25 protein-coding genes and 1 pseudogene are annotated in these 25,013 nt (G+C 61.7%); 16 read left to right on the forward strand and 10 right to left on the reverse strand.

Going from position 1 to position 25,013, the window contains the following annotated elements; all coding sequences use genetic code 11:
• Positions 1–580 precede the first annotated feature (580 nt).
• The 7 genes from BDK61_RS19940 to BDK61_RS19970 are packed head-to-tail and all read left to right on the forward strand — an operon-like array spanning position 581 to position 5,869.
• Positions 581–997 carry an urease subunit beta gene (locus BDK61_RS19940; protein WP_121304337.1) on the forward strand — a complete coding sequence of 139 codons (417 nt, stop codon included), beginning with the start codon at positions 581–583 and terminating at the stop codon, positions 995–997.
• Complete coding sequence (gene ureC / locus BDK61_RS19945) at positions 994–2,700, forward strand: urease subunit alpha (RefSeq protein ID WP_121304338.1); 1,707 nt, start codon at positions 994–996, stop codon at positions 2,698–2,700. Before BDK61_RS19940 ends, ureC begins: the two co-directional genes overlap by 4 nt.
• Positions 2,697–3,083: an urease subunit gamma gene (locus tag BDK61_RS19950; RefSeq protein ID WP_121304339.1), complete on the forward strand. Its 387-nt coding sequence runs from the start codon at positions 2,697–2,699 to the stop codon at positions 3,081–3,083. The genes ureC and BDK61_RS19950 overlap by 4 nt, the downstream gene beginning before the upstream one ends.
• The gene (gene ureG, locus BDK61_RS19955; protein WP_121304340.1) at positions 3,080–3,703 is read left to right on the forward strand and encodes an urease accessory protein UreG; all 624 of its coding nucleotides are present in this window, start codon (positions 3,080–3,082) and stop codon (positions 3,701–3,703) included. Before BDK61_RS19950 ends, ureG begins: the two co-directional genes overlap by 4 nt.
• Positions 3,703–4,602, forward strand: a complete 900-nt coding sequence (gene ureD, locus BDK61_RS19960; protein ID WP_011222587.1) for an urease accessory protein UreD — start codon at positions 3,703–3,705, stop codon at positions 4,600–4,602. Before ureG ends, ureD begins: the two co-directional genes overlap by 1 nt.
• A complete protein-coding gene (locus BDK61_RS19965) occupies positions 4,602–5,183 on the forward strand; it encodes an urease accessory protein UreE (RefSeq protein WP_121304341.1) in 582 nt (193 codons plus the stop codon). The genes ureD and BDK61_RS19965 overlap by 1 nt, the downstream gene beginning before the upstream one ends.
• Positions 5,180–5,869 (forward strand): urease accessory protein UreF, encoded by a 690-nt coding sequence (locus BDK61_RS19970; RefSeq protein WP_121304342.1) that lies wholly within the window; start codon positions 5,180–5,182, stop codon positions 5,867–5,869. Before BDK61_RS19965 ends, BDK61_RS19970 begins: the two co-directional genes overlap by 4 nt.
• A gap of 98 nt (positions 5,870–5,967) precedes the next feature.
• Here the strand turns inward: BDK61_RS19970 and BDK61_RS19975 are convergent, their stop codons facing one another.
• From BDK61_RS19975 to BDK61_RS24390, 3 genes and pseudogenes are all read right to left on the reverse strand, one after another.
• Positions 5,968–6,528, reverse strand: coding sequence for a class I SAM-dependent methyltransferase (locus BDK61_RS19975; protein ID WP_011222590.1), 561 nt, complete (start codon positions 6,526–6,528; stop codon positions 5,968–5,970).
• 1 nt (position 6,529) lies between these two features.
• Positions 6,530–6,970, reverse strand: coding sequence for a DUF302 domain-containing protein (locus BDK61_RS19980; protein WP_121304343.1), 441 nt, complete (start codon positions 6,968–6,970; stop codon positions 6,530–6,532).
• Positions 6,971–7,563: 593 nt separating this feature from the next.
• Positions 7,564–8,151 (reverse strand): annotated as a pseudogene (locus BDK61_RS24390) (hypothetical protein).
• 241 nt (positions 8,152–8,392) lie between these two features.
• On the opposite strand from BDK61_RS24390, the gene BDK61_RS19990 reads away from it, so the two are divergent.
• The 3 genes from BDK61_RS19990 (at position 8,393) to BDK61_RS20000 (ending at position 10,955) form a co-directional block, all read left to right on the forward strand.
• A complete protein-coding gene (locus tag BDK61_RS19990; RefSeq protein ID WP_004965693.1) occupies positions 8,393–8,797 on the forward strand; it encodes a helix-turn-helix domain-containing protein in 405 nt (134 codons plus the stop codon).
• Between the two features lie 161 nt (positions 8,798–8,958).
• Positions 8,959–9,318 (forward strand): thioredoxin, encoded by a 360-nt coding sequence (gene trxA, locus BDK61_RS19995; protein WP_004965691.1) that lies wholly within the window; start codon positions 8,959–8,961, stop codon positions 9,316–9,318.
• 212 nt (positions 9,319–9,530) lie between these two features.
• Complete coding sequence (locus tag BDK61_RS20000) at positions 9,531–10,955, forward strand: FAD-dependent oxidoreductase (RefSeq protein ID WP_121304344.1); 1,425 nt, start codon at positions 9,531–9,533, stop codon at positions 10,953–10,955.
• 15 nt (positions 10,956–10,970) lie between these two features.
• Here BDK61_RS20000 and BDK61_RS20005 read toward each other — a convergent pair whose 3' ends face one another.
• From BDK61_RS20005 to BDK61_RS20020, 4 genes are all read right to left on the reverse strand, one after another.
• Positions 10,971–13,556 (reverse strand): calcium-translocating P-type ATPase, PMCA-type, encoded by a 2,586-nt coding sequence (locus tag BDK61_RS20005; RefSeq protein WP_121304345.1) that lies wholly within the window; start codon positions 13,554–13,556, stop codon positions 10,971–10,973.
• A 222-nt stretch (positions 13,557–13,778) separates the two neighbouring features.
• The gene (locus BDK61_RS20010; protein ID WP_004965685.1) at positions 13,779–14,213 is read right to left on the reverse strand and encodes a pyridoxamine 5'-phosphate oxidase family protein; all 435 of its coding nucleotides are present in this window, start codon (positions 14,211–14,213) and stop codon (positions 13,779–13,781) included.
• A gap of 124 nt (positions 14,214–14,337) precedes the next feature.
• On the reverse strand, positions 14,338–15,240 hold the full coding sequence (locus tag BDK61_RS20015) for a universal stress protein (RefSeq protein WP_121304346.1): 903 nt from the start codon (positions 15,238–15,240) through the stop codon (positions 14,338–14,340).
• 253 nt (positions 15,241–15,493) lie between these two features.
• Positions 15,494–15,943 carry a DUF2267 domain-containing protein gene (locus BDK61_RS20020; RefSeq protein WP_121304347.1) on the reverse strand — a complete coding sequence of 150 codons (450 nt, stop codon included), beginning with the start codon at positions 15,941–15,943 and terminating at the stop codon, positions 15,494–15,496.
• 214 nt (positions 15,944–16,157) lie between these two features.
• On the opposite strand from BDK61_RS20020, the gene BDK61_RS20025 reads away from it, so the two are divergent.
• The 5 genes from BDK61_RS20025 (at position 16,158) to BDK61_RS20045 (ending at position 18,909) form a co-directional block, all read left to right on the forward strand.
• Complete coding sequence (locus BDK61_RS20025) at positions 16,158–16,637, forward strand: pyridoxamine 5'-phosphate oxidase family protein (RefSeq protein ID WP_121304348.1); 480 nt, start codon at positions 16,158–16,160, stop codon at positions 16,635–16,637.
• A 168-nt stretch (positions 16,638–16,805) separates the two neighbouring features.
• The gene (locus BDK61_RS20030; protein ID WP_007188444.1) at positions 16,806–17,228 is read left to right on the forward strand and encodes a universal stress protein; all 423 of its coding nucleotides are present in this window, start codon (positions 16,806–16,808) and stop codon (positions 17,226–17,228) included.
• Positions 17,229–17,366: 138 nt separating this feature from the next.
• A complete protein-coding gene (locus BDK61_RS20035; protein WP_004965673.1) occupies positions 17,367–17,687 on the forward strand; it encodes a DUF7471 family protein in 321 nt (106 codons plus the stop codon).
• A 57-nt stretch (positions 17,688–17,744) separates the two neighbouring features.
• Positions 17,745–18,311 (forward strand): nitrous oxide reductase accessory protein NosL, encoded by a 567-nt coding sequence (locus BDK61_RS20040; protein WP_121304349.1) that lies wholly within the window; start codon positions 17,745–17,747, stop codon positions 18,309–18,311.
• Between the two features lie 70 nt (positions 18,312–18,381).
• Complete coding sequence (locus BDK61_RS20045) at positions 18,382–18,909, forward strand: winged helix-turn-helix transcriptional regulator (RefSeq protein WP_049919379.1); 528 nt, start codon at positions 18,382–18,384, stop codon at positions 18,907–18,909.
• Between the two features lie 74 nt (positions 18,910–18,983).
• On the opposite strand, the gene BDK61_RS20050 is transcribed toward BDK61_RS20045, so the two are convergent.
• The 3 genes from BDK61_RS20050 to BDK61_RS20060 are packed head-to-tail and all read right to left on the reverse strand — an operon-like array spanning position 18,984 to position 22,428.
• The gene (locus tag BDK61_RS20050) at positions 18,984–19,796 is read right to left on the reverse strand and encodes an ABC transporter permease (protein ID WP_121304350.1); all 813 of its coding nucleotides are present in this window, start codon (positions 19,794–19,796) and stop codon (positions 18,984–18,986) included.
• Positions 19,793–20,518 (reverse strand): ABC transporter ATP-binding protein, encoded by a 726-nt coding sequence (locus BDK61_RS20055; RefSeq protein WP_004965665.1) that lies wholly within the window; start codon positions 20,516–20,518, stop codon positions 19,793–19,795. The genes BDK61_RS20050 and BDK61_RS20055 overlap by 4 nt, the downstream gene beginning before the upstream one ends.
• The gene (locus BDK61_RS20060) at positions 20,515–22,428 is read right to left on the reverse strand and encodes a NosD domain-containing protein (protein WP_121304351.1); all 1,914 of its coding nucleotides are present in this window, start codon (positions 22,426–22,428) and stop codon (positions 20,515–20,517) included. Before BDK61_RS20060 ends, BDK61_RS20055 begins: the two co-directional genes overlap by 4 nt.
• Positions 22,429–22,633: 205 nt before the next feature.
• Between BDK61_RS20060 and fdhF the strand changes: the two genes are divergently transcribed.
• Positions 22,634–24,703 carry a formate dehydrogenase subunit alpha gene (gene fdhF, locus BDK61_RS20065; RefSeq protein ID WP_121304352.1) on the forward strand — a complete coding sequence of 690 codons (2,070 nt, stop codon included), beginning with the start codon at positions 22,634–22,636 and terminating at the stop codon, positions 24,701–24,703.
• The last annotated feature ends 310 nt before the right edge of the window (positions 24,704–25,013 follow it).

Consider the following 25,013-nt stretch of genomic DNA (forward strand, 5'->3'; position numbering starts at 1 on the left):
TGGCCATCTCTCGTTCTTTACTCACAATATCCAAACGTTCGTCCATGATTTCGTTCACAGTGTTGCCGTCTGGGAGGGAGAAAATAAGGTTTACCACTCTTATCTTATATTGTCCACCACATCGTCTTGATAGTATAAGGTCGTCAAAGGATATGACGAATAGTCAGCGAAAGCAGTAGTGCTGCCGGTAAAATTTGAACTATTCCGCTATTTTGTGCCGCTATCGGTCAATGGGACAAAAGAACAAACTGCTGGCGTTGTTCCGGTCCAGTGACCTGTACGGCCGTTGTCAGTCAAATCTGGCTTCTGCGTCCCGAAATCACCCGCTGTATGCTCGCCCGCGCTGTAAGTGTCGCCGGTCACCGAAACCACCGGCAGACTGGACGTGAGTCGTGTTGGCTTCGGGAAGTAGGACAGTTCGATAGTCGAACCCCTTTATGTAGGGTCGAAACTTTAGCATTTAATCCAGTTCTCGATATAGAGGCGTCACTTGCGCAGAGAGCAATCATTTTAGTATGTGTATTCAAAGAGAAGGGCAGATGATAGACAAACAGTCAGAAATACTCGGGGCGGTGGCGCGATGAGCGATGGACTCGTGCCCGGTGAGGTCATCCCGGGTGAAGGGACAGTGACGCTGAACGAAGGCCGAGAGACGACGGAAGTGACTGTCGGGAACACCGGCGACAGACCCTCACAAGTCGGGTCGCACTTCCACTTTTTCGAGGCCAACGCGGCGCTGGAGTTCGACCGCGAAGCGGCCATGGGGATGCGGCTGAACATCCCTGCCGGCACGGCTGTCCGGTTCGAACCTGGTGACGAGCAAACGGTCGAACTCGTCGAAATTGGTGGGAAGCGACGCGCCCACGGGATGAACGGACTTGTCAACGGGAGCGTCGACGGCGAGACGGGCGACGCGGTCGAACGCATGCGTGCGGCAGGATTTGGAGACACAGGCGAGGCGGCACCGGACGACGGCGACACGGAGCCCGACCAATGACACGCGACATTGACCGCGAGAACTACGCCGAACTGTACGGGCCGACGACGGGCGACAAAGTCCGTCTGGGCGATACGGAGCTGTTCGCCAAGGTCGAAGAGGACCTACGCACCCACGGCGACGAGGCAGTGTTCGGCGGCGGGAAAACGCTCCGGGACGGGCTGGGAATGGCTCCCGGCGTCACACAGGCGGAGGGCGCACTCGACTGGGTGCTGACGAACGCGACGATTATCGACCCGATACTGGGTATCGTTGCCGCCGATATCGGCATTCGAAACGGGGAAATCGCCGGCATCGGGAAAGCCGGCAACCCCGACACAATGGACGGCGTCGACATGGTCGTCGGCCCGTCGACGGATGTCTATCCGGCTGAGGGGAAGATAGCAACCGCCGGCGGCCTCGATATCCACATTCACTTCAACTCCGCACAGCTTCACGAACACGCGCTGTCAGGCGGTATCACGACGATGCTCGGCGGGGGGTACGGCGGCGGCGCAACCACCTGTACTACCGGGCCAGAGAATGTCAAGCGCTTCCTGCAGGCCGCCGAGGCGTGGCCGGTCAACGTCGGTTTCTACGGGAAGGGCAACGCCTCCGACCCGGGCCCGCTCCGCGAGCAGGTCGAGGCCGGTGTCTGTGGGCTGAAACTCCACGAAGACTGGGGGTCGACCCCGAAAACCATCAACACCTGCCTCGAAGTCGCCGAAGACGAGGACGTGCAGGTGTGCATGCACACCGATACGCTGAACGAAGCCGGCTTCCTCGAGAACACCTTCGGGGCTGTCGACGGGCGGACGATGCACCTGTTCCACATCGAGGGTGCTGGCGGTGGTCACGCGCCGGACATCATGGAGATGGTCGGCGAACCGAACATGCTGCCGTCGTCGACGAATCCATCGATGCCGTACACCGACAACACGTTCGACGAGCATCTGGACATGGTGATGGTGTGTCACCACCTCAACCCTGACGTGCCGGAAGACGTGGCCTTCGCCGAATCCCGCGTTCGCGCGGAGACCATCGCCGCCGAGGACGTGCTCCACGACATGGGCGCGATTTCGATGATGACCTCCGACTCCCAGGCGATGGGGCGGATGGCCGAGGTCATTCCGCGGACGTGGCAGACAGCCTCGAAGATGAAATCCCAGCGTGGCCCGCTGCCCGAAGACGAAGGGACGGGCGCGGACAACCACCGTATCAAGCGCTACATCGCCAAGTACACCGTCAATCCTGCTATCAGCGCCGGCATCGAAGAGCACGTCGGGACACTCGAACCCGGCAAGCTTGCCGACATCTGCCTGTGGGACCCCGCGTTCTTCGGCGTCAAGCCGGCGATGACGTTCAAGGGCGGCTTCCCGGTCCATTCGGAGATGGGCGAAGCCAACGGGTCACTGATGACCTGCGAGCCGATTCTCCAGCGCGAACGCGCCGGTGCGGTCGGCAAAGCCAAGCACGCCATTTCGCTGTCGTTCGTCTCTCCGGCGGCTGCCGAGGCCGGCATCGACGAGGAGTACGGGCTCGACTCCCGCGTCGTGCCAATCGAGGGCGCACGGACGCCCGGCAAAGACGACATGGTGTACAACAGCTACTGTCCGGATGACATCGAGGTCGACCCGGAGACCTTCGAGGTCCGGGTCGACGGCGAGCACGTCACCTGTGAACCGTCTTCCGAACTCCCACTTGCGCAGCGATACCTGCTATGAAACTCACAGCCAAAGAACAGGAACGACTCACGGTCTTTACCGCCGCAGAGGTCGCGCGGCGCCGCAAGGAACGCGGTGTCCCGCTGAACCACCCCGAAGCCGTCGCTTACATCAGCGACTGGTGCATCGAACGCGGTCGTGACGGCCAGTCGGTCGCCAAAATCCGGTCCGGTGCGTCGAAACTGCTCGGCCGCGAGGACGTGATGGACGGCGTGCCGGAGATGATAGACATGATTCAGGTCGAACCGGTGTTCCCCGACGGAACCAAACTGGTCACGGTTCACGACCCGATTCGGTCCGACAGTGTTGGGTCCGCTGACGACGAAACGACGGAGTCAGAGGCGGCGACCGATGGCGGGGACTCGGCGGGGACAGACGAATGAGTCTCACACACCGCGACGTGGCGACGGTCGGTATCGGCGGGCCGGTCGGTTCCGGAAAAACCTCGCTGTTGACCGCGCTCGTTCCCGAACTGCGCGACCAGGGGCTTAATGTGGGTGTCATCGCCAACGATATTCTCACACAGGAGGACGCGGACGTGCTCCGCGAGCGCTTCGCCGGGGTCGTCCCGGAAGACCTCGTCGCTGGCGTCGAGACAGGCGCGTGCCCGCACACAGGTATCCGTGAAGACCCATCGATGAACCTCCAGCAAATCGATTCCTTCCTGGCAGACCACCCAGAGCTGGACCTGGTGCTGGTCGAGAGCGGCGGCGACAACCTCGCGGCGACGTTCAACCCCGAGCTCGCCGATTACTCGCTGTACGTCATTTCGGTCGCGGAAGGTGAAGACATCCCCCGAAAACGCGGCCCGGGGGTCGTCGACTGTGACCTACTCGTCGTCAACAAGACTGACCTCGCGCCCCACGTCGGCGCTGACCTCGACGTGATGGAGCACGACGCAAACGAGGTTCGGGACGGACCCGTCGTCTTCACCAACTGCAAAGACGAGACGAATATCGACACGGTGCTGTCGCACGTCCGTGACGGGGTGCTGTTCGCCTGATGGCCGCTGACGCGCCCCATCCGGCGTTCGAGGGGTATGCGACCGAGGCCGTGCCACAGGCCGCTGTGGGGTCCCCCGGGAAAGACGGCGTGCTCGAACTGACCTTCGAACGGACAGCCGACGGGACGACCCTTGTCCACGATTACGCGACAGTCCCGTTCCACATCTCAGGAACGCTGGGCTACGACCCACTCCCCGAGGCCGATACCGTATTCATCCAGTCACCGACCGGCGGCGTCGCGCAGGGTGACCGCCATGACGTGTCGATAACCGTCGGGGACGAGGCCGTCGCACACGTCTCGACCCAGAGTTCGACGAAGGTCCAGACGATGACGTGTAACTACGCCGCCGCCGACACGACGCTTAGCGTCGGCGCTGGCGGTCATCTGGATTACGTGCCCGAGCCGACAATCCTCCACGCTGACTCCCGGTACCTGCAGGAGCTTTCGGTCGATCTGGCCCCCGGCGCGACCGCCGTGGTCAGCGACGTGGTCGTCCCGGGCCGTCTCGCCAGAGGCGAGCGCTTCGAATTCGAGCGGTACCTCTCGCGCGTGCGAGCGACCGGACCTGACGGGCACCTGTTCGAGGACGCGACACACCTGACGCCGGGAGACGAGGACCCCACAGCCCCCGGCGTCCTCGGTGAGTTCACCGTCTACGGGACGACGTTCGTCCTCGCGCCGGACCACGACGAGGCCGAACTGAGCGATGCGCTCCACGCGGTCGTCACCGACGGTGATGCTCGGGCCGGTGCAACAGCATTGCCGAACGGTGCCGGGGTCGCAGTCCGTGCCCTTGGCGACCGCGCTGAGACCGTTCAGGCAACGCTCCACGCGGCCTGGGACCACGCGCGCATTGAGCTACTGGACGCCCCTGCGCCCTCTGGGAGGAAGTACTGATGCTGGTCGCAGACACCTATCTCGGCCATCGCGATGGCGATGCTATCCCTGAAACCGTCGAGGCATCTGCCCACGCTACTGTCGTGCTCTCGGACACCGAACGCCAGCGCTCGCGGGTCCGGACTGAAACGACAGCCGGCCGGGACCTCGGTATCGTGGTTGCCCGTGACCTCGCGGACGGCGACGTACTTGAAGCTGAGGACGGCACTTTCGTCGTTGTCGAACTCGCCGAAATCGAGGCCCTCGTGCTCGATTTCGCCGACAGCGATATCTCACCGGCCGCGGCGCTGGAGCTCGGGCACGCGGTCGGGAACAAACACTGGAACCTCGCGGTCCGCGAGCAGGAGGCCCTGTTCCCCGTGACCGACTCGAAGGAACGAATGGAAGACACAGTCGCCGACCTGCTCCCCGGGGACGTACCGATGCGGTACGAGCACGTACCGCCGACGACGTTCGACGATGACGGGGTCGACCACACCCACGGTGACGGGACAGGCCACGAGGGTAGTGGTCACAGTCACAACGGGACCAGTCACGCCCATGACCACGGCGTTCGTACTATTGACGGAGGGGACCAATGAGCGACGTCGCAACGCTTGAATCGTTCCGCCTCGCGGATTCGTTCCTGCCAGTCGGGACCTACACCGTCTCCTACGGGCTGGAACAATTCATTCAGGACGACCGAGTCGAAGACGCGACAGACCTCGAAGGGCTCCTGTCGACGTACCTCAGACGGCAAATCGGCCCCGCCGAACTCGTCGCGCTCCGGGCAGCACACGCCGCTGCGACCGACGGTGATATCGAGGCGATCTGTCATGCCGACCAACGCCTGTCGGCCGTGACGCTGGCCGCAGAGTTCCGCGAGAGCGCCCAACAGTCCGGCGACCGGTTGCTCTCGCTCCAGACGGAACTACGTGACGAGGCGCTCCTGAACCGCTACGCGGAGCGCGTTGATGCCGACGACGCACCTGGGAACTACGCCGCCGTACTCGGCGTTGCGACGGGGCTGGCCGACGTGGCTGTCCGGGAGGCCTGCTTGCTGTGCTGTCACGGGTTCGTCACCGGACTGCTGGGCGCGGCTCAGCGTCTCCTCTCACTCGGCCACACGGATGCCCAGCGAATCCTGAACGACCTGCAGCCAGTGATGACGGCTGCAGTCGATGATAGCGCGGACCGAGGAATAGATGAGATGACGCCGTTCGCCCCACTGGTAGACGTATTAGCCGCCGAGCATGAGCGGGCAGAGCGCCGGCTGTTCGCCAGTTAACGCCCAACAGGTTCGAGCGTAACAGTCCGACCAGTCCTGTTCCCGAACCGGCTCTTGGAGGAAAAAATCGGGCGTGTCCGGTGGCCAGTGCCGCCCCGTTAGTCAGCACTAACAACGAGCAGGAACGTTTCCGGTCGCACCGCCTCAAACTCGACCGTGAACCCGTGCTGGCGGAGCGCATCCGTCGCCTCGGCAGCGGAAAACCGCTCATCGACGGGCGGGCCGTTGCGACCGCTTCCAGAAGCCGCCCAATCGGCGATAGCAAACGTCCCCCCAGGCTTGAGCACTCGTGCGACCTCGCGCAGCGCCCCGTCGCTAGCGAACTCGTGGTACGTCATCGTCGAGAACGCCGCGTCGAGACTGCTGGTGTCGAACGGGAGGTCGTCAACCGCACTCGTCACGAGGTCGACGTTGTCGGGGACGCCTTTCTTCCGGTAGTAGTCGTGCATCGCTTCCTGGATATCCACGGCGTACACGTGGTCGACGGCCGGTGCAACATCGTCGGTGTAGAAGCCGGTCCCGCTTCCGAGGTCTGCGACCGTCTCGTCACTACTGGCCGACAGCGCCCAGCAGAGCTCTTCAGCGGAGAGGGAACGGTACCGTTCCTGAGCGTCTTCGAGCTTGTCGGCCCGGCCGGCATCAAAGGTGTGATAGCCCATGTTAGAGGTTCTGGAACGCCTCGTCAACGATGTCACCGGTGTCGGCGACGATATCTGCCATCTCCTCGTTGTCGGGTGCCATCCCGACGAGGCGAGCGATACGCATAATCGAGACGTGATAGACACGCTGTTGCCCGGGCTCTTCTTCCCAGATGACGACGTTACAGGCCATGAGGCCGCCGAGTTTGTTATCCGTCGCATCGAGGGCACGGTCGGCAACTTCGGGGTTACAGGCCCCCAGCACGTAGTATGGGTCACGGTCCGCGTCGATCTTCTCGTTGAGCATTTCGGAGGGCGAGAACTCGACGGGGACACCAAATCCGGCGTCAGTGAACACGTCCCGGACGTGTTCGATCGCGTCCTCGTGGCTCATTTCGAGCGTCGCCTGTTGTTCGCCGATGTCTTCAGGGTCGATCTGGCTCGGGTCGATTGGGAGCGTCATTCGTGTATTGTATTGTGCCTATAGAGCAAAATCTCTTCGGATACACTCTCAGTAGTGTGGCGCGATCTCGGAAATACGGAATCGAACAGAAGGGCGGCTAAGCGTCGAAGACGCGACTGTAGCCTGTAGGCTGAATGTGGATTAGTGTCCAATTCCTCGGGACCGACACGGGTAGAGAGTAGCACGGAAACTGCGCCGGTAGCGAGTGCTTCCATGGGCTCTGAGCCGAGCCCGCCCATGGAACCCCGCACGCCTCCCCGGTGGCTTACATGTGACTGTCCAGCACATTTAGCGTTCGAGGAGTCTCACACTCGGGACGCCGATAGCGGGAGTCCGCGGTCGGAGCCGCTTCACTCTTGGACCCCGTACTAACCCTCTTAATGTGGGCTAGTAGTGTAAATAGTGTGCAAACATAACTTGTCCGGAAGCAACACCACAGAGACGGTTACGTGGCGCTGTAGAAACACTCCAGAGTTGATAGGAATAGAGTCGTAAATGCTGGGTATACAGTCACCAATCTCCAGATGCGGTCAGATGAGGATGATGACTGTTCAACATGGAGAAGACAGAGGGAGATCGACGAGAGAAGACAATCATTCAGTCTCGCGTCGAACAAGGTTCCCGAGAAGAGCGTCGCCGAAGACAAGAACGAGAATTGCGCCGACGAGATTGGAGACGAGATCGAGCAGTGTGTCAGTCTTTCCGTAGGAGACGAGTATTGGTTCGAGACCGACTCGGCGCGACGAAGCGTGAATAATGTACTCCATGAATTCCCAGAGGATGCCCATGGTAACGACACCGGTAATGACCCGCTGCTCCGGGTCTACGCCCAACCGCCGCGAGAGTACGTGAATAAGCCCACCAAGAACCGTCGCCGAGTGAATATGGGTCAGATTGTCCTACCACCAGATATTGTCGTACGGGCCGAGCATCCCGACAGCGTGTGTCAGCATCGCTGTCTCTACGTAAATCCGCTGCCACGGCCGAAATTCAACGGAACACCGCCGTTCCAAGATGTCTGGCAGATACGCTCCCCCGAAAGCGATGAGAGCATTCACAACCGCCCCAGGGCTCCGCCTCCGGATTCCCTCGGCGAAGGATACAGCGATACCCGTGCGGATCGCACTCCTGAGTAACCCTGTGACGCCCGGGGAAGGTGTCCGAGATGCAGACCTGCTCATACCTCACTGGGCCGCATGTGTCGCGTGGCTGCCAAAGCAGTGTGATCGTATATCATTTCCGAGAGCCTCGTTTTCTATTTCTGTCAGTGAGGAGGGAGCTACCGCAGAAATACTTTGTGTCGCTAATTCTACAAGTTGGCCGAGACTTCCAGCGAACCGTTCGCTGGCAGCTTTTGCGTGCAGTTGTGCGAACCGTACACAAGTCTTATAACTGCGTAGCGGGTAGAAAAAGGTGATAACGATGCCAGATTCGATGTCTGAACAGCTCCGGCGGGATATGCAGTGTGAGGGCCTATTAGAATGTTTCCACGGACTCAAGGAACTCGACAAGGAGTGCTTTCGGGCGCTTGTCGAGGCTGAGGAACCACTGACCGTCGACGAACTCGCCGATGCAGTCGATCGTGAGCGCTCAACCGCGTACCGCGCCGTCCAGCGGCTTCTCCAGACGGGCTTCATCGAAAAAGATCAGATCAACTACGACCAGGGCGGCTACTACCACGTCTACTCGCCGACAGACCCGTCGCAGATAGCAGACGAGATGCAGCGGATGCTCAACGACTGGTACGCGAAGATGGGCCAGCTCATTCAGGAATTCGAGAACAAGTACGAACAGTCCGAGTCCACAGCCCCGGCCGTCGAAAGCTAACGCCGCGTCCTTCTCTCTATCATACTCTGTCGCCCCCGATCCAGGCGGATTTCTCTCTGTGAAGCGGTAACTGACCCACTTCGTCTGGCCGGGTAGCAGTATTCATAGTATTGTGCAATCTGTACAAAGACTTATCTGACGCTGCCGCGTACATTCAGGTGATGGCAACTGATACTGCATCCGACGCTGGAACCACCACGACAAACGAGCCACTTCACATCGACGGAGCAGACCAGCTTGATGATGTCGTTAATAAGTACGACCTCGTCCTCACGGACTTCTATGCCGACTGGTGTGGCCCGTGCCAGATGCTCGAACCCGTCGTTGAGACATTGGCCGCAGAAACTGACGCGGCTGTCGCCAAAGTCGATGTTGACGCCAACCAGCAACTCGCTCAGTCGTACGGCGTCCGGGGCGTGCCGACGCTCATCCTGTTTGCCGGCGGTGAGCAGGTCGAAGAAGTCGTCGGCGTCAAAGGAGAAGATGACCTCCGGGCGCTTATCGAATCCTACGCGGAATAACGAACCGGTGACACACAGGGCTCGTCATCGTTGGCTCTGGAAGCGTGAGAGTTGGTCACCTCGTCCATATGCAGTCGTCACAGCGGGAGACAGGCAGTTTTTGCGGCGCGGAAAGACCAACGAATAGCGTTGAATCCGTGTCGGGCACAGCGGCATCACGGGTTACCTACACCACACTCAACCATTAGTACCGTAGCGAGACGAGAGTCTGTATGACTGACCCGTTCGTGGTCATCGGTGGTGACGCAGCCGGGCTCAGCGCTGCGAGCAAGTTCGCCCGCGAGGCACCGGACCGTGACGTGATTGTCTTCGAAAAAGGCAAGTGGGTGTCCTATGCCCACTGCGGGACACCGTATTACGTGAAGGGGACTGTCGAGCGGCTGACGGACCTCCTCTCGCTGTCGCCCGAACAGGCGGCCGAGCGGGGTATCGACCTCCGCCGGAACCACGAAGTCGTCGGCGTCGACACCGACGCCGAGACGGTTGCCGTCGCCCACGACAGCGAGACGTTCAGCCAGCCATACGGCGACCTGCTGGTCGCGACGGGGGCACGCGCGATGACTGGACCGATACCGGGGACAGAACTCGATGGTGCGTTCACGATGCACGGACTTGATTCGGCTGCTTCGGTTCGTGCCGCGCTGTCCGAGCCGGGGGAATTCGCCGTCGATACGAGTATCGAGTACGTCGACACGGCGCTCGTCGAGAAGTACACCGACTGGGAACCACCGGAGGGAGTCGCCATCGTCGGCGGCGGCTACGTCGGCGTCGAGATGGCCGAGGCGTTCCGGGATCACAACATCGAGACACATCTCTTCCAGCGGTCGGGCCACCTCCTGCCGCCGTTCGGGGAAGCAGTCGGCGAGCGCGTTGCCCGCCAGCTCCGGGAGCAAGGCGTGATACTGCATCTGGACACCGCCGTTGAGGAGATTGTCGGAAACAGAGACGAGCGCGTCACGGCGGTTGCCCATGACGGTGGCACCACCGATGTGGACCTCGCGCTGGTCGGTATCGGCATCAGGCCGAACACTGCCCTCCTCGCGGACACGCCGGTCGACCTTGGCTATTCAGGCGCGATAGCGGTCGACGAGTACGGGGCGACGAGCGTCAACAGGGTCTACGCCGCCGGGGACTGCGCCGAAGACCGCCACGCCGTGACCGGCGAGCCTGACTGGGTCCCCCTTGGACTGACCGCGAACCGGGCTGGTCGCGCAATCGGGCAGACCGTCGCCGGCGACCCCTCACTTGTCGGCGACATCGCCGGAACAGCTGTCGTGAAGGCGTTCGACCTCGAATGTGGCCGCGTGGGCCTTCTCGACCACGAACAGGCCAGCGCCGCCGGCTTCGACCCGGTGTCGACGACGGTCACGGCTGGGTCCCGGTCAGGGTACTACCCCGGCGGCGACGACACTGACGTGACCCTCGTCGCCGATCGAAATAGTGGTCGCCTGCTGGGCGGCGCACTCGTCGGGGAAGACCGGGCGGCGATACGTATCGACACGCTTGCGACGGCCATCGAGGCAGACATGACTATCGACGAACTCGAACGGCTAGACCTGGCGTACGCCCCACCGTTCAGCCCCGTCTGGGACCCGGTGCTAGTCGCCGCGAAAGTGCTCAACGGACAGCTGGAGTGAGGGCGGCCCGACCCGTTACAGCCGCTTCACCCCGCTGGCAACCGCGAGATACAGCGGTAAGGCGAGTAAGAGGACGCCACCGATCAGCCCCCAGTCGACGAGTCCGAGTGGGACCGTCCCGAAGTAGACGTTGAGCGGGGTGTACAGGACGGCAAGCTGCAGGAGTATCGATCCACCGACTGCGGACGCCAGCCAGCGATTTGAGAGGGTCGGTGTCTCTCGGAGCCAGCGGATCACGTACAGCTTTTCGAATTCGAGGAAGACGAAGCCGGTGAATACCATTGTCATCGCGTAGGGCGTGACTGCGGATGCGCCGGCAAGCGTGACCAGTAGCAGGCCGAGCATTACCAGTGTCGAGATGACCCCTGTGCCCCCGATGAGGGCGAGCATATCGTGGTCAACGATACCGCGATCCGAGTCCCTGGGCGGTCGCTGCATCACGTCACCGCTTTTGGGGTCGGCCCCAAGCGCAAGTGCTGGCAGCCCGTCAGTCAGGAGGTTAATCCACAGCAATTGAACTGCCGGCAGGACGAGGTAGCCAAAGAGCGAGGCGATGAAGACGATGGCGACTTCGGCCACGTTGGCACTCAACAGGTAGCCGACGAACTTCCAGACGTTATCGAAGATGGCTCGCCCGCGCTCGATTGCCCGCTCGATTGTCGCGTAGTTATCATCCAGCAAGATAACGTCGCTGGCCTGTTTAGCCACGTCAGTCCCACGGACGCCCATCGCGACACCGATATCGGCGTTTTTCAGCGCGGGTGCGTCGTTGACCCCGTCGCCCGTCATTGCCACAGTGTGACCGTTTACCTGCAGCGCCTGCAGAACCCGGACCTTGTGCTCCGGGGACGTGCGTGCGAACACGTCGACAGACTCGACACGGTCGCGGAGCGTGTCCTCGGAACAGTCCTCAACATCGCCGCCTTCCATCACGCGCTGGCCCAGGCCGAGTTCGCCGGCAATGGCTGCGGCGGTCCTGACGTTGTCGCCGGTTACCATCTTCACACCAACGCCTGCACGCTCGGTCGCCGCAATCGCGTCGGCGACTTCCTCGCGAGCCGGGTCGATCATACCGACCAGCCCAGCGAAGGTCAGGTCGTCACTGACATCGTCGGCATCGCCAGTTGTGTCATCCCGTTCCACTACGTCGACATCCTCTGTGTACGCCACTGCGAGCACCCTGAGCGCGTCGTCAGCGAACGTACCGACCTGTTCTTTGATCTGCTCAGCTCTATCAGGGGTGAGGTCCGCCGGACCGGTATCGGTGAGGACGCGGGCGCACTTCGAGAGGATGACTTCAGGCGCGCCTTTGGCGTAGACCGTGTCATCGTGAACAGTGCCCATCCACTTGCGCTCCGACGAGAACGGGATCTCGTCCGTTCTGGGATAGTCTTGACGGAGGCGTTCGACGTCGATTCCGGACTCATCAGCCGCCATGACAATGGCTCGCTCTGTCGGGTCGCCTGCTTCGAGCGTCGCATCGCTGCACAGTGTCCCTGCGCGGAGCACCGTAGCAACGCGGTCCGGCAGGGCGTCCCCGTACATTTCGTCACTGTCGACAACGGCGTCGTTGACCCAGATCCGACTGACTGACATTCGCCCCTCGGTCAGTGTCCCGGTCTTGTCTGTGCAGATGACATCGACGGAGCCCAGCGCCTCGACGGCGGGCAAGCGCCGTACGAGCGCGTTCTCGTCGGCCATTTTCCGGACACCGAGAGCCAGCGTTAGCGTCACAACCGCTGGCAGTCCCTCGGGAACCGCGGCCACAGCGAGCGATATCGCGGTGAGTGCCGCCTGAACCAGTTCGGTCCCCCGGAAGACTAAGAGTGGAACCACAAGTGCAGCAAGCACTATCACGCCGATGCCGAGCGTGCGCCCGAGCGTGTCGAGTTCCGTCTGCAGCGGTGTGTCGGTTTCCTCCGTCCCCGCGAGTTGGCGAGCGATGGCCCCGACCTCGGTATCCATCCCGGTTGCCGTGAGGACGGCCACGCCCGAACCGCGTGTGACGTTCGTGCCCTTGTACACCATCGATTCGCGCTCCGCAAGCGGTGCATCGGCGTCTACTGGGTCAGTTCCCTTCGAAACCGGGGTACTCTCACCAGTGAGCGCTGCTTCGTCAACCTCCAGAGACTGACAGTCAATCAGCCGAGCGTCGGCTGGAACGACATCGCCGCTCTCCAGTTCGATAACGTCGCCCGGGACGAGTTCGGTCGCGTCGACCTCAACGGACTGGCCGTCGCGTCGGACTGTCGCTGTTGGTGCGGTCAATTCTCGCAGGGATTCGAGCGTGCCCTCTGCACGGTAATCCTGAACGAAGCCGAACAGCCCGTTCCCGACCACAATCACGGCTATCAACACTGCGTCGATTGCGTTGCCCGCCCACACGGACAGTATCGCGGCCGCAACGAGAACCCAAATAAGGGCGCTATCGAACTGGGCGACAGCGATGTCGAGTGGTGTCCGTTCGCTCCCCCGTGTAATCTCGTTCTCGCCGTATCTGTCGCGTCGAGTTCGGGCTTCCGATGCCGAGAGCCCAGCAGACTCGCTGTCGAGCCGCGAAAGAACGTCGGTAGTTGGTTGCGTGTGGGCGGCTTCGGACATGGAACTCTGATCTGCCGCTGTGTTGATATGTGTTTGCCTCCACAGTACGGCGGTTCTGCGTTGAGACGCTGGTTTCGACGGTGGGACGGTCGTGTTTGGTTCGTGACAGCCGCATCAAAATGAGCGAGCAAGACCAACTTCGAGACGCCGATGTGACGGTGAGTCCTGAAGTCGTGTAATGTAGCCCCCAGTGATGAGTGATGCGTGGGGGGCCGTCTCGCACTAGGGTTCGGTCCGTCCCGTGAGGTCATCCGGCACGAGACGGTAGAATCCGAAGTCCACTTCGCGGAGTGGGCGTTCGAAGATGTCGATAATCGGAATTTCGACGTGTTCGAGCCCCGCTAGCGTTTCCGTCTCGATTCCTTCCCGCTCGATGTCTTCAAGTCGACCGCTGGCGACCACACTCTGCCATCCGGTCTCCGTCTCGTGATAGGTCACGAAGGTCGCTGGACGGTCGCTGAGTTCGCCTTTCGACTTCTCCGTCCCAACAGCCAACCGGAAATAGAAGGTGGTGGTCGGCGTGTCGTACCCATATGAGACCGGAACCGAGTGTGGCGGCGCGTCACCGGCGGCGAGCGAGAGGACGCCCGTCCCCCCGTTGTCCAGAAGCGCGTCCCGTTCCTCGTCGGTCATCGTAACCGGGTTTTCCGCGGACATAGTTATTGTCACGACAGGAACAACAATAAGTGCATGGTCGTGTCGTATCTGCCTGCCGCCCCGCTGGACATGGCGGACAGCGTACGCAGTCGGACGCTGACAGACAGAAACGAGTGTCCCTGTTTCAGGCCTCGTCGACACGCTGGTCTCGGGCGTTGACTGCCAGCACAGGCATGTCGGCGTGTCTGATGAGCCGTTCTGTCGTGCTTCCCATGATGAACCGATTAAGCCCAGTTCGACCGGCCGTCCCCATCACGATCAGATCGATGTCGTTCTCCTCGGCGTAATCGAGGATATCCGCCGCCGGGAATCCATCGACGACCTGTGTGACAGTTTCGACGCCGGATTCGCGGGCTCGCGCTGCAATCCGCTCGGTGACTTTCTCACCCTGTGCTTCCAGCGTATCAATCAGGTCTGTCGGCAACGTGTATTCCGAACCGGTCGCAACATCGCCAAGATTGACGACGTTCAGAGCATGAAGGCGGGAATCGAACTGCGCCGCAATCTCGCAGGCCGGTTCGACAGCGGCTGTTGCGGCCGTGCTTCCGTCCGTCGGGACGAGAATATCATCGTAGGAGTCGGTCTTGCGACTCTGTTCGGTGGCGCGGACAGTGAAAACGGGGACATCGGCGTGCCGAACAACGCTCTCTGTCACGCTCCCGGCGAGATATCGCCCGACACCTGTGCGACCGTGTGTGCCCATTGCAATCAGGTCTATATCGTGGTCGTCGCGGTATGCACATATCTCGTCGGCGGGATTGCCCGTGCGGATAGTCGTCTGTATCGCTCCAGCGGCGTCCACTGCGTCTGTGATGGCCGTGACTGTGTCTTCGGCGTCAGCCGTCATGCGGTCGAGTGTCTCGTCTTCGAGATCGCCGCCGCTGAATGGCCCGCCTGCTGTTCGTGTATCGATGACAGCCATGACGTGCAGGCTCGCGCTGAACGCACGTGCAAGCGCTGCCCCGTGTTCAGCGGCCCGGGTCGCGTGTTCGCTGCCGTCGGTCGGAACCAGAATTGAATTAAACATCGCTGTGTTTACACCTTGTTGCTGTCAGTAAATAAACTGCAGTCGCGATTCTCACGCTATTAGAAATCCAGTTGTTGAGGGCGGCGTCTCGAGTGTCTCGCACGCGTTCACAACAGTTTTTGTTGGTATGCCTCCCAGAGTTTGAGCGAACGAAACAATCGGACAGAGAAGAGCAGAATGTATCAGAAAAATAGTCATCTGGAAAATACCATGAGATGGGCTACTGGTTGTCCATCTGATAGTCTTCAGCGAACTATTGCGGGCCACCGCCAGTTTGCGCCTCTTCGGCTTCACCCCAGCCACCGGCATCAACCATTCTGAAGAGTTCACGCCAGTTTTCAGCGCCCTCGCTTTCAGGCAGTTGGTCACGGAGGTCCTGAAAGTCAGCGGCTGGAACCACAGCGTGCGTCAGGTCAACAACGACGCGTGCGTGATACGCTGCGTCCGACGGGTCAACACCCTCTATGTCGGCAACGCGCTCAACCAACTCCGTCCAGTCAAACCGCTGGCCGTGGTCGTGGACAGCACCGGTCATGTACCAATTGATTTCCATCGGGAGCGAGGCGGCAAAGTCCTCGGAGTTTTCCTCCGGGATGCGCTGTCCCAGCGGCAGCAGTGTCGCGCGAATCGCACGAACGGCCTCACCAGTGCCGGGTAGTTCGAGCCTGTGCTGTATTTCGCCGGTGAACTCATCGTAGTCCATGCGCTAATGTTGGGATTGCAACACTATAGATGCGCATGAAACTTCCCACTGGATGAAAATGAGTGGGCATACGTACTACCGGTCGACGAGTAACGGGCGGTTTTGTCGGTCCAGCAGTCTTTGCCACATGACAAGCTGCCCTGAATCGCCCGCTCTACTTTTTTTAGCGTGGGGTTGCATTCGTGATACGTAACTGGATGATCAGACGCGACCTATGACAATCGACCAACTAGCGGAGTACGGACTCGAACAGATGGACGACGACGAGATTCAGGCATTTCTCGCGACACACTCAACCGGAGTTCTGGGGCTTCCGACAGCAGATGTTCCGTATCTGCTGCCGCTATCGTATGGCTTTGACGACGGGGCGTGCCTGTATTTCACCTACCTGCTGGGCGAATCAAGTCAGAAAGCGGAACTGACTGAGCGGGCCGGCCGCGGCCGGTTTCTCGTCTATGACATCGACACCGCGTTTGAGTGGCAGAGCGTGATGCTGGCTGGCGATATCAGCAGTGTGCCAGAGGACGACTGGTCGGAGATCACGGCGATGACACAGAACGCCTGGCGGCCCAACACGCTCCAGACGGCTACCACCTCCGGCGGGGTCGCACTCTACGAGTTCGAGATAACGGAGCTTGCCGGTATCCGACAGACCGGATTGGCGCCCGACTTTCGGGAAAATATCGAACCATGACTGCGCTGGCTCATGACAAAAGGCCGTATGCGCTCTTGAAAGCTCGATAGACAGCATCTCGACGAAATCTAGCCGCTGATCTGTAGACGGCCGCAGTATGTGACAACAGATTATTATCATTTGAGATTCGTCAGCGGATTGAAATAGGAGGGTGCCCCTTACTCTAGTATGTACGACACGATTGTGGTTGCGACCGACGGGAGCGCTGACGCGAACCGCGCAGCGACACACGCACTTGAACAGGCTGAGCAACACGGTGCCGAGCTTCACGCCGTCTTCGTTGTCGACACGGACCGACACGCGGAGCCGGCCCTGAGCAGTATGGAGCTGGAAACCATCGAGGTCGAGGAATGGGGGAACGATGAACTCGCAGAAGTCGCCGAAAGAGGCGACGCAGTTGACGTTGAGGTCACGACTCGTTGCTGCCACGGGAAACCGTACGTGGAGATTATCAGCTATGCCGACGAAGTCGACGCCGACCTGATAGTGCTCGGATACCACGGCCATTCCCACAGCAAAGGCGACCAGATCGGAAGTGTGACCGACCGGGTCGTCCAGAACGCGGGACGCCCGGTTCTGGTGGCGACCTGAGAGGACCACACACCTGTTCGAACGGGTAGTCACTGGGATATCGGTGTCCAGAACACATCCTAGACTGGGATTCAGGCGCGACAGCGACTGCGACCGAAACCGATTCCAGTGCGACCGCTCGAAACGTACTCTTGAGAGATGCTCCAACCCACGGCTGATTGGATCGGCCCCGGTCAAACGGCGCTGTTGATCGCCGTTCTGAGCCTCTCTGCGCTCGGAACGCTGGCGCTGTTTTCCATCGCCGCAGTCAGTACATACCGCCGCCGGTCGCGGCCGTACGTGCTGTTGACCGTCGCTATCGGGTTGCTGGTATTTCGGTCCGTAGTCGGCATCGGGACCGTCCTCGGTGCTGTCCCAATGGTCGTACACCACCTCACTGAACACGGGTTCGACTTCCTCATCGCGCTACTGGTACTGAGTGCGATCTATTCAGTCGCGCCGCCGAGCCTCCCCGACTGACCGCGTTTCGACAGTCGCACCATGAACCATTTGGTGTCGTTCAGCGTAGCATCTAGTATGTCTGAACATGCAACAGGCCTCACACGACGATGCTTCTTGGCCGGGACTGGGACTGTGGCAGTCGTGTCACTCTCTGGATGCCTGGGAAACAGTGAAGAAATCGACCCGGTCAGCATCGAAAGCGGCCAGAACTGTGACCAGTGTGGGATGGTCATCGACCAGCACCCGGGTCCGGTCGGCCAGACGTACTACCAGGACAACACGCCCGAGGGCCACGACCCGCCGGCACGGTTCTGCAGTACGACCTGCACGTATCGCCACCGATTCGCCAAAGAGCAATCGGGGTGGACCCCCGCGGAGACGTTCTTGACCGACTACAGCACAACCGATTACGAGATTCGGACCGACGGGGGCAAGACAATTATCTCCCGGCATCTGGAGGCCGAGGCGTTCGCGCCGGTGGGGCAACTCACCGTCGTTGCGAACTCCGACGTGGAGGGCACGATGGGGACGGCTATCGTTCCGTTTAGCGACAGCGCGGACGCCGAGTCATTTGCCGAAGAGTACGGCGGTCAGACCCTCCCCGCAGAAGACATATCGCGAGAACTGGTTGGCGGGATGTAGGCGAGTTCCCACGCGGTGAGAACGCCCGATACCCTGTTGTCTCGGTGGGTGGAAAGCTATCTTGAAGACTATGTCCACGGTTACTGAGCAAGTGCGTTCCCATGTCGATTCCAAACCGGGAGTACATTTCAACGCACTTGCGGCCGACCTCGATATTGCGACCGGGCAGGCACAGTATCACCTGCGGAAACTGCGCCGTGCCGGCGATATCGTCGCCGAAGAGATTCAGGGTAAAACGCACTATTACAGCCGGGAGTACGACCCCTGGGAGCGACGTGTGCTTGCCTTTGCCCGGCGGGAGACCGCGCGGACGATTCTTCTACATCTGCTGGAAGCGGAGTCCCTGTCGGCAGACGAACTGGCCGACCGACTGGGCGTCGCCCGGAGTACTGTCTCCTGGCACGTTTCGGCACTGGCCGACGCGGAGATACTCGAAAAGTCGTACGGCGAACGGGGGCGTGTTGTCGTGGCTCTGAGCGATCCGGACGCGACACAGCGGCTGCTCGCGGTGGTCCGACCATCGCTTACGGACCGTCTCATCGACCGGTTCACGCGGCTGGTCGACGAAGGGCTCGCAGCCGCCTCGGACGACGACTGAACTGCTACTCTCGGCCGTAACTACTGCGGGATATTCAGAGGACGTTATTCTTTCCGGGCTTACAGCCGTCAGTATCAGGCCGCATCCGTCGCAAGCATCGCCCCCACAAACGTGAGTCCCCACCAGAACAGGAGCGAGAGGGCGGCGACCCACGTCGGGACGAACGCTGAGCGGCCCAGGACAGCGACATACAGGACCTGATCGAACACGAGGCCGCGGTACGCCCCCGCCGGCGTCATGGCGAGCGCGCCGCCGAGCGTGCCGGTGGTGACGCCGGTGTCAAGCGCCGCGAACACCGCGAGGTCACTTCCGACAGTGAGGACAAGCAGCCCGGCGAGTGCAAGCACGAGTGCTCGGCCCCGGCTGCCGGCGAGCGCTGACAGCAGGAACGCGATAGTCAGCGACGAGAGCGCGTACAGGACTGTTAGTGCGATGAATCGGATGAACAGGAACGGGGAATCGACACCGCGGTGGCTCGCAAACACCGTCGTCTCCGGTCCTGCAGTCGTCGCTACGTTGATGCCCAGCGCCAGCAACGGGACGACGACAATGGTGAGCAACAGCAGGGCACGGCCCGCGTACACCCCGCCGACGTACGACCACGTCGAAAGCGGGTAGGTGTCAAGTATGTCGAGTTCTCCCCGGACGGCGGGGTCGGCGATGGCGCGATAGCCGACAGCGAAGGCAAGCGTCGGTACGAGGACTTCGACGGCAACGAGTGTATCAACGACGGTGGGAACGTAGCCGCCGGCGGGGCCGCCACCGGCATGAGCGAGCCCGAACAGGACAATCCCCGTGACCAGCCCGAGTGCGAGATAGGTGCGTGTCCTGACCGCACTGCGGACTTCCCGCACGAAAACGGTCCAGAACCGGTTGCCCTCCGTCATGCCTGCTCTCCCTCCGGCGCAGCGATAGTGGCTCGGTCCTGTTCCAGAAGCGCTGTGAACGTCTCGTGGAGCGGCCCGCCGGTCTGTTCCCGAAGCGATTCTACCGACCCAGTCCGCACGAGACGGCCGGATTCAAGCACTACCAGCCTGTCGGCTGTCTCCTCGACGAGCGGCAGTTCGTGCGAGCAAAGAACCACGGCACGACCGGCGTCGGCAATCGACTCGATGATGTCGAATATCAGTCGGCTCATTGCCGGGTCGAGCCCGCTTGCCGGTTCGTCGAGCATCACAATCGGCGGGTCGCCGGCCAGCGCCTGTGCGATTCCCAGAAGGCGCGTCATGCCCCCGGACAGCCCGGACACGGGGCGGCTGGCCACTTCTTCGAGGCCGACGCGTTCCAGCAGTCGGTCCGGGTCGTCGTCGACGAGGTCCGCGTAGAACGCGGCAGTCTCCCGGACGCTAAACCCGGGCCGGAAGGTCGGCCGCTGTGGCAGGTAACCCAGTTGCCGCTCGGCATCAGGTCCGCTGTACGAGACGGTGCCGCTGGTGGGTCGCTCGACGCCCAGAAGTATGCGCAGAAGCGTCGTTTTCCCGGACCCGTTCGGGCCGATGAACCCGGTCACGGCGTCGGACGGCACGTCGAGTGACACTTCCGAGACGGCTGTCACATCACCGTACGTTTTTGTGATTTCGTTTGCCGTGAGGTACGTCTCGCCAGTCATGCTGCCCCCTCCATCGATGTCTCGTTTCGAAGACGCCTGACGGTCTCAGGATTCGCAGGGTCTGCCAGCGGAGCCCTGTCGACAATGCTGCCCCGGCGGAATCCGGGCGTGGTGCCGCGGAGCGCCCGGAGCCCCCGGACACTCGGTGCCGCCCTGAGGACGACCGCAGCGTCGGTCTGGTGGAGACGGCGGTCGACAGAATCGGTGGGCGAGTAGGACTGGGCCAACACCGGGCCAGTCCCGCCAGTGAGATCGTACGCACCGCTCCAGTAGTTCCCCCTGCCGTCGTGCGTGTACACGCGCAGTGGGCCGGGTCCCGAAATGGCGTGGCGGTCGTTCGCGATGAAATCGTTCTCGGTGACTATGTTCGACGGGACGACTGTTGAGGCCCGCACCCCGATGTCATTCCCGTAGAGGACGTTGTGCTCGTACAGTGACCGGTCGGCGTTTGTCGACATCGCCTGCGTAGTGTCGACTACCACGTTGTGCGCAATATAGCTCCGGGACCCGGCTAACATGACGCCGCTGCCGGAGTGGCGCACGTCGTTCCCGACGATGGCGTTTGCCACGGGATTCGTCATGACGACGACGCCGGCGTACTCCTGTCCCCGAGCGACGTTGTCCGCAACGAGCGACCGGGAGGTGTACATCAGGTGGACGCCAAAGCGGTTGTCCCGGAACGTGTTGTTCCGGACGGCGGTCCCATCAGCCCGGTGGAGGTACACGCCGTCACGCCCGCCGTTGAAGACCGAATCCTGCACGACGATCGGCCCGTGCATCCCGATAACGCCCATGAACCCGTCCTGCCAGTCTGCCGTCCCGTTGACCGTGACATTCTCGACGACCGCGCCGGGTGTCCGCCGCAGCACGACGCCGCTGGCGGGTGTCTCGACGCTGAGGTTCGCAACGTAGAGCCCGGACGCGTTCCAGCCGGTCACGGCGGCATCGCTGTTGCCGTAGGCGGTCGTGACGGTGGCGTCCCAGGCGCTGTCGTTGCTCTGTGTCGGGTCGCCGACCGTCGTGTTGCCGATGCCAGTGATTTCGAACCCAGTGACGCCGACGCGGTCGGCAGTCACGGTCACGACAGTTCCGTTGCCGCCCCCGTCAAGCGTCGCTCCGGGACCGCTGAGGGTGAGTGGCTTGTCTATCATCACCTGTTCGTTGTAGGTGCCAGCCGGGACAACGACGGTCGTATTCGGCGGTGCCGCATCGACGGCGGCCTGAACCGTCGGGGCGTCTGTTCCAACTTCGACCGAGACAGGTCGGTTTCGGTGCTGTCGTGCCGCCTGTACAGTGGCGTCCGCATCGCTTCGTCGTGGGCCAACCTGTTCTCGGACTGCTGCCGCCTGTTTGAGGTCGAACGAGTAGGTCTTGAGAGTCTCCCAGTCGATTATTCGCCCGCCGCACGTCTCGGTGAACGCCGCGGCATCGTCCCGGTCAGCGAAGGGCACAACTGCCGGCCCGGACGGGACTCGCGCCGAGCCATCGACAACGTAGTGGGCCTGATTGGCTTCGACCCAGTCCGGCGGTGTGGCGGTCCGGAGCGAGCCGTCGTCGCCGCACCTGACCGGCCTGTCACTGTAGTCTGAAACGTACACCGCGAGTGGATAGCCGAACTGCTGCTCGTGGCCCGGTTCCGTGAGCGCGGTCACGGCCTGACCGATACCGACGTAGCTGACGACGTAGCGGTACTGTGAGTAGAAGACTTGCGCGCGGGGGACGCTGATACTCCGATTCCGGGCGATCTGTTCGTCGGCCGCCGTAACACCGCGTTGCACAGTGTTATCGATCGCCACTGGTTCGGGGCGGGCGCTGGTGGTGTCGACGGCGAACGACGCAGCGAAGACCAGTGTACTGAGAGCTACCGCGAGTAGCGCGAAAACTTGCACAGTCGTCAGAGCTGGTCGCATCTACCGGCACTACGAGCGAGGTCCCATTACAGTATGTGGTGTGGCTCTCGAAACTGGCGGCGCACCTGCACACAGGGCCAGCCACACCAGTCCAGACCCCAGCTCTGACAGCGTTCGAGTGGTGTGGGTATCCTCACGGTTATAAAATCGCCTACGTTTTACCGCCTGACTACTTGTAGCTGCGCTTCTATTATGTTACGTAGAAATGGGCACCGACCAGAACCGAAATCCCCGGGCCGAGCAGACAGTCTGTCCGTACTGTGGCGTTGGCTGTACGATACAGTACGCGGGCAACGGGAAGGCGACCGGCACAGCGGGGCCAGTGAACACGAAAGGAGAGATCTGCCCAAAAGGCGGAGCCGCATTCGACGTAGTCGAACACGAAGACCGGCTAACCGAGCCACTGGTCCGGGAGAATGGGCGTTTCGTCACCGCACTCTGGGAGACCGCCCTCTCTCGCGTGACCGACCAACTCGGGGAAATCATCGACCAGCACGGGCCAGACGCCGTCGAGTTCTTCGCGTCATCGAACTGCACGAACGAGGAGAATTACGTCTTTCAGAAGATTGCGCGGATGCTCGGCACCAACAACGTCGACAACTGCGCTCGTCTCTGTCATTCGTCGACCGTGGCCGCGATGAGCGAGCGCCTCGGTGCCGGGGCGATGACGAACACACTCGATGACCTCGCCGAAACCGACTGCCTGCTCGTCACCGGCGCGAACCCGGCCGAACAGCATCCTGTCATTTTCCGTTCGTACTTCCTGCCGGCGATTCGCAACGGCGCCACGCTCATTCATATCGACCCGCGCGAGACAGACACGACCGAGGCCGCCGACATCCACCTCGACGTTCGCCCCGGATACGATATCCAACTGCTCAATTCGATGGCGAAGGTCGTCCTCGATGAGGGACTCGTCGATGAGTCCTTTGTCGAGGAACGGACGACCGGTTACGCGGACCTGACAGCACATCTCGATGATGTCGACGTCGGGTCGGGTGCCGACGTGGCCGGCGTCGACCCGGAAACCGTCCGAGAAGCGGCCCGAGCATACGCCGAGGCCGATACAGCGGCAATCGTCACCGGGATGGGAATGAGCCAGCACACGTGCGGGACCGACAACGTCCACGCGCTGTTGAACCTCGCGCTGTTGACCGGCAACGTCGGTCGCCCGGGCACGGGCGTGAACCCGCTCCGTGGCCAGAACAACGTCCAAGGGGCCGGCGACGTCGGCGCGCTTCCAAGCGTGCTCCCCGGATACGAGCCCGTTACTGATGCGGATGCCCGACAGCGTCTCGCCGACGAGTGGGGCGTCGAACCGCCGAGCGAGCCCGGCCTGACAGAGACGACTGCAACACACCAGTTCGGTGACTCCGTCAAAGCTGCAGTCGTCTTCGGTGAGAACCCGGCTGTCACGGAACCGAACGCCAGTTCTGTCCGGGCCGGTTTCGACGACCTCAATTTCTGCGTCGTCATCGACCTCTTCGAGACAGCGACCGTTGACCACGCCGATGTCGTGCTCCCGGGAAGCAGTTGGGCGGAGAAGGCAGGGACGGTGACCAACACTGACCGGCGGGTGATGCGGATGCGGCCGAACGCTGACCTGCCCGGAAACGCTCGCCGTGACCTCGACATCCTCACCGGCCTCGGCCAGCGGCTGGTCGGCCGGTCAGACGCGTTCGACTACGACGGTCCGGAAGCGGTGTTCGAAGAGCTAACGCGGGTCAATCCGCTGTACGCCGGCATGAGTTACGACGGCATCGGCGACAGCTACCAGCGGTGGCCGTTCCCGGCGGACGCCGATTCCGGCACCGACGTTCTCCACACGGAGACGTTCGCTTCGGGCCAGCAAACCGCGCCGCTGCGCCCGGTCTCGCCGACGCCGCCAGCCGATGCCGTCTCCGGGGAGCAACTCGTCCTCACTACGGGGCGCGCGCTCCAGCACTTCAACAGCGGGGCGCTCACCCGCCGGTCGGAGACACTTATGCGAATGCGTGGAGAGGACGTGCTTGAGATCCACCCGGACGACGCTGCCGCTCGGGGTATCGAGGACGGCGATACTGTCATTGTTGAGAACGACCGCGGCAGCGTGACAGTATCAGCGGCTGTCACGGCGGCTATCCGGCCCGGGGTTGTGTTCTGTACGTTCCACTATCTGGACCCGCTCGCAAACGCACTAACCGGTGATGCCTTCGACCCTGTCGCCGAGATTCCAGAATATAAGCATTCGGCGGTGCAGGTGCAGAAGTCATCGGCTAGCACAGACGATAACTAACGGGTCCGGAGACGCTCTGGAGAAACTCTGAAGACGCCTGAGAGGGGCGAAGACGTAGGTCTGGAGAGTAGCATCCAACTCGGTGAGTTCCAGCGGTGTGGTTTCATACTGATTGCTGTAACTGGGTGTCGGGACGACCGCACGGCGTAGTACGGTCGATGCAGAAATGACAGATAGCAGTCACTATTAGACAGCTGTCGGTAGACAGAGAGCCAGCCTGCGGAGTACTAGAGCTACTGGCTCGCTGTAAGGGAGGATAAAACAATTTCTACGTTTCTCACGGCAGTGGATTAGGCGCAATGGTAATCCC

The sequence above is a fragment of the Haloarcula quadrata genome, from assembly GCF_003634715.1.
In the GTDB taxonomy this organism is placed as follows: domain Archaea; phylum Halobacteriota; class Halobacteria; order Halobacteriales; family Haloarculaceae; genus Haloarcula; species Haloarcula marismortui.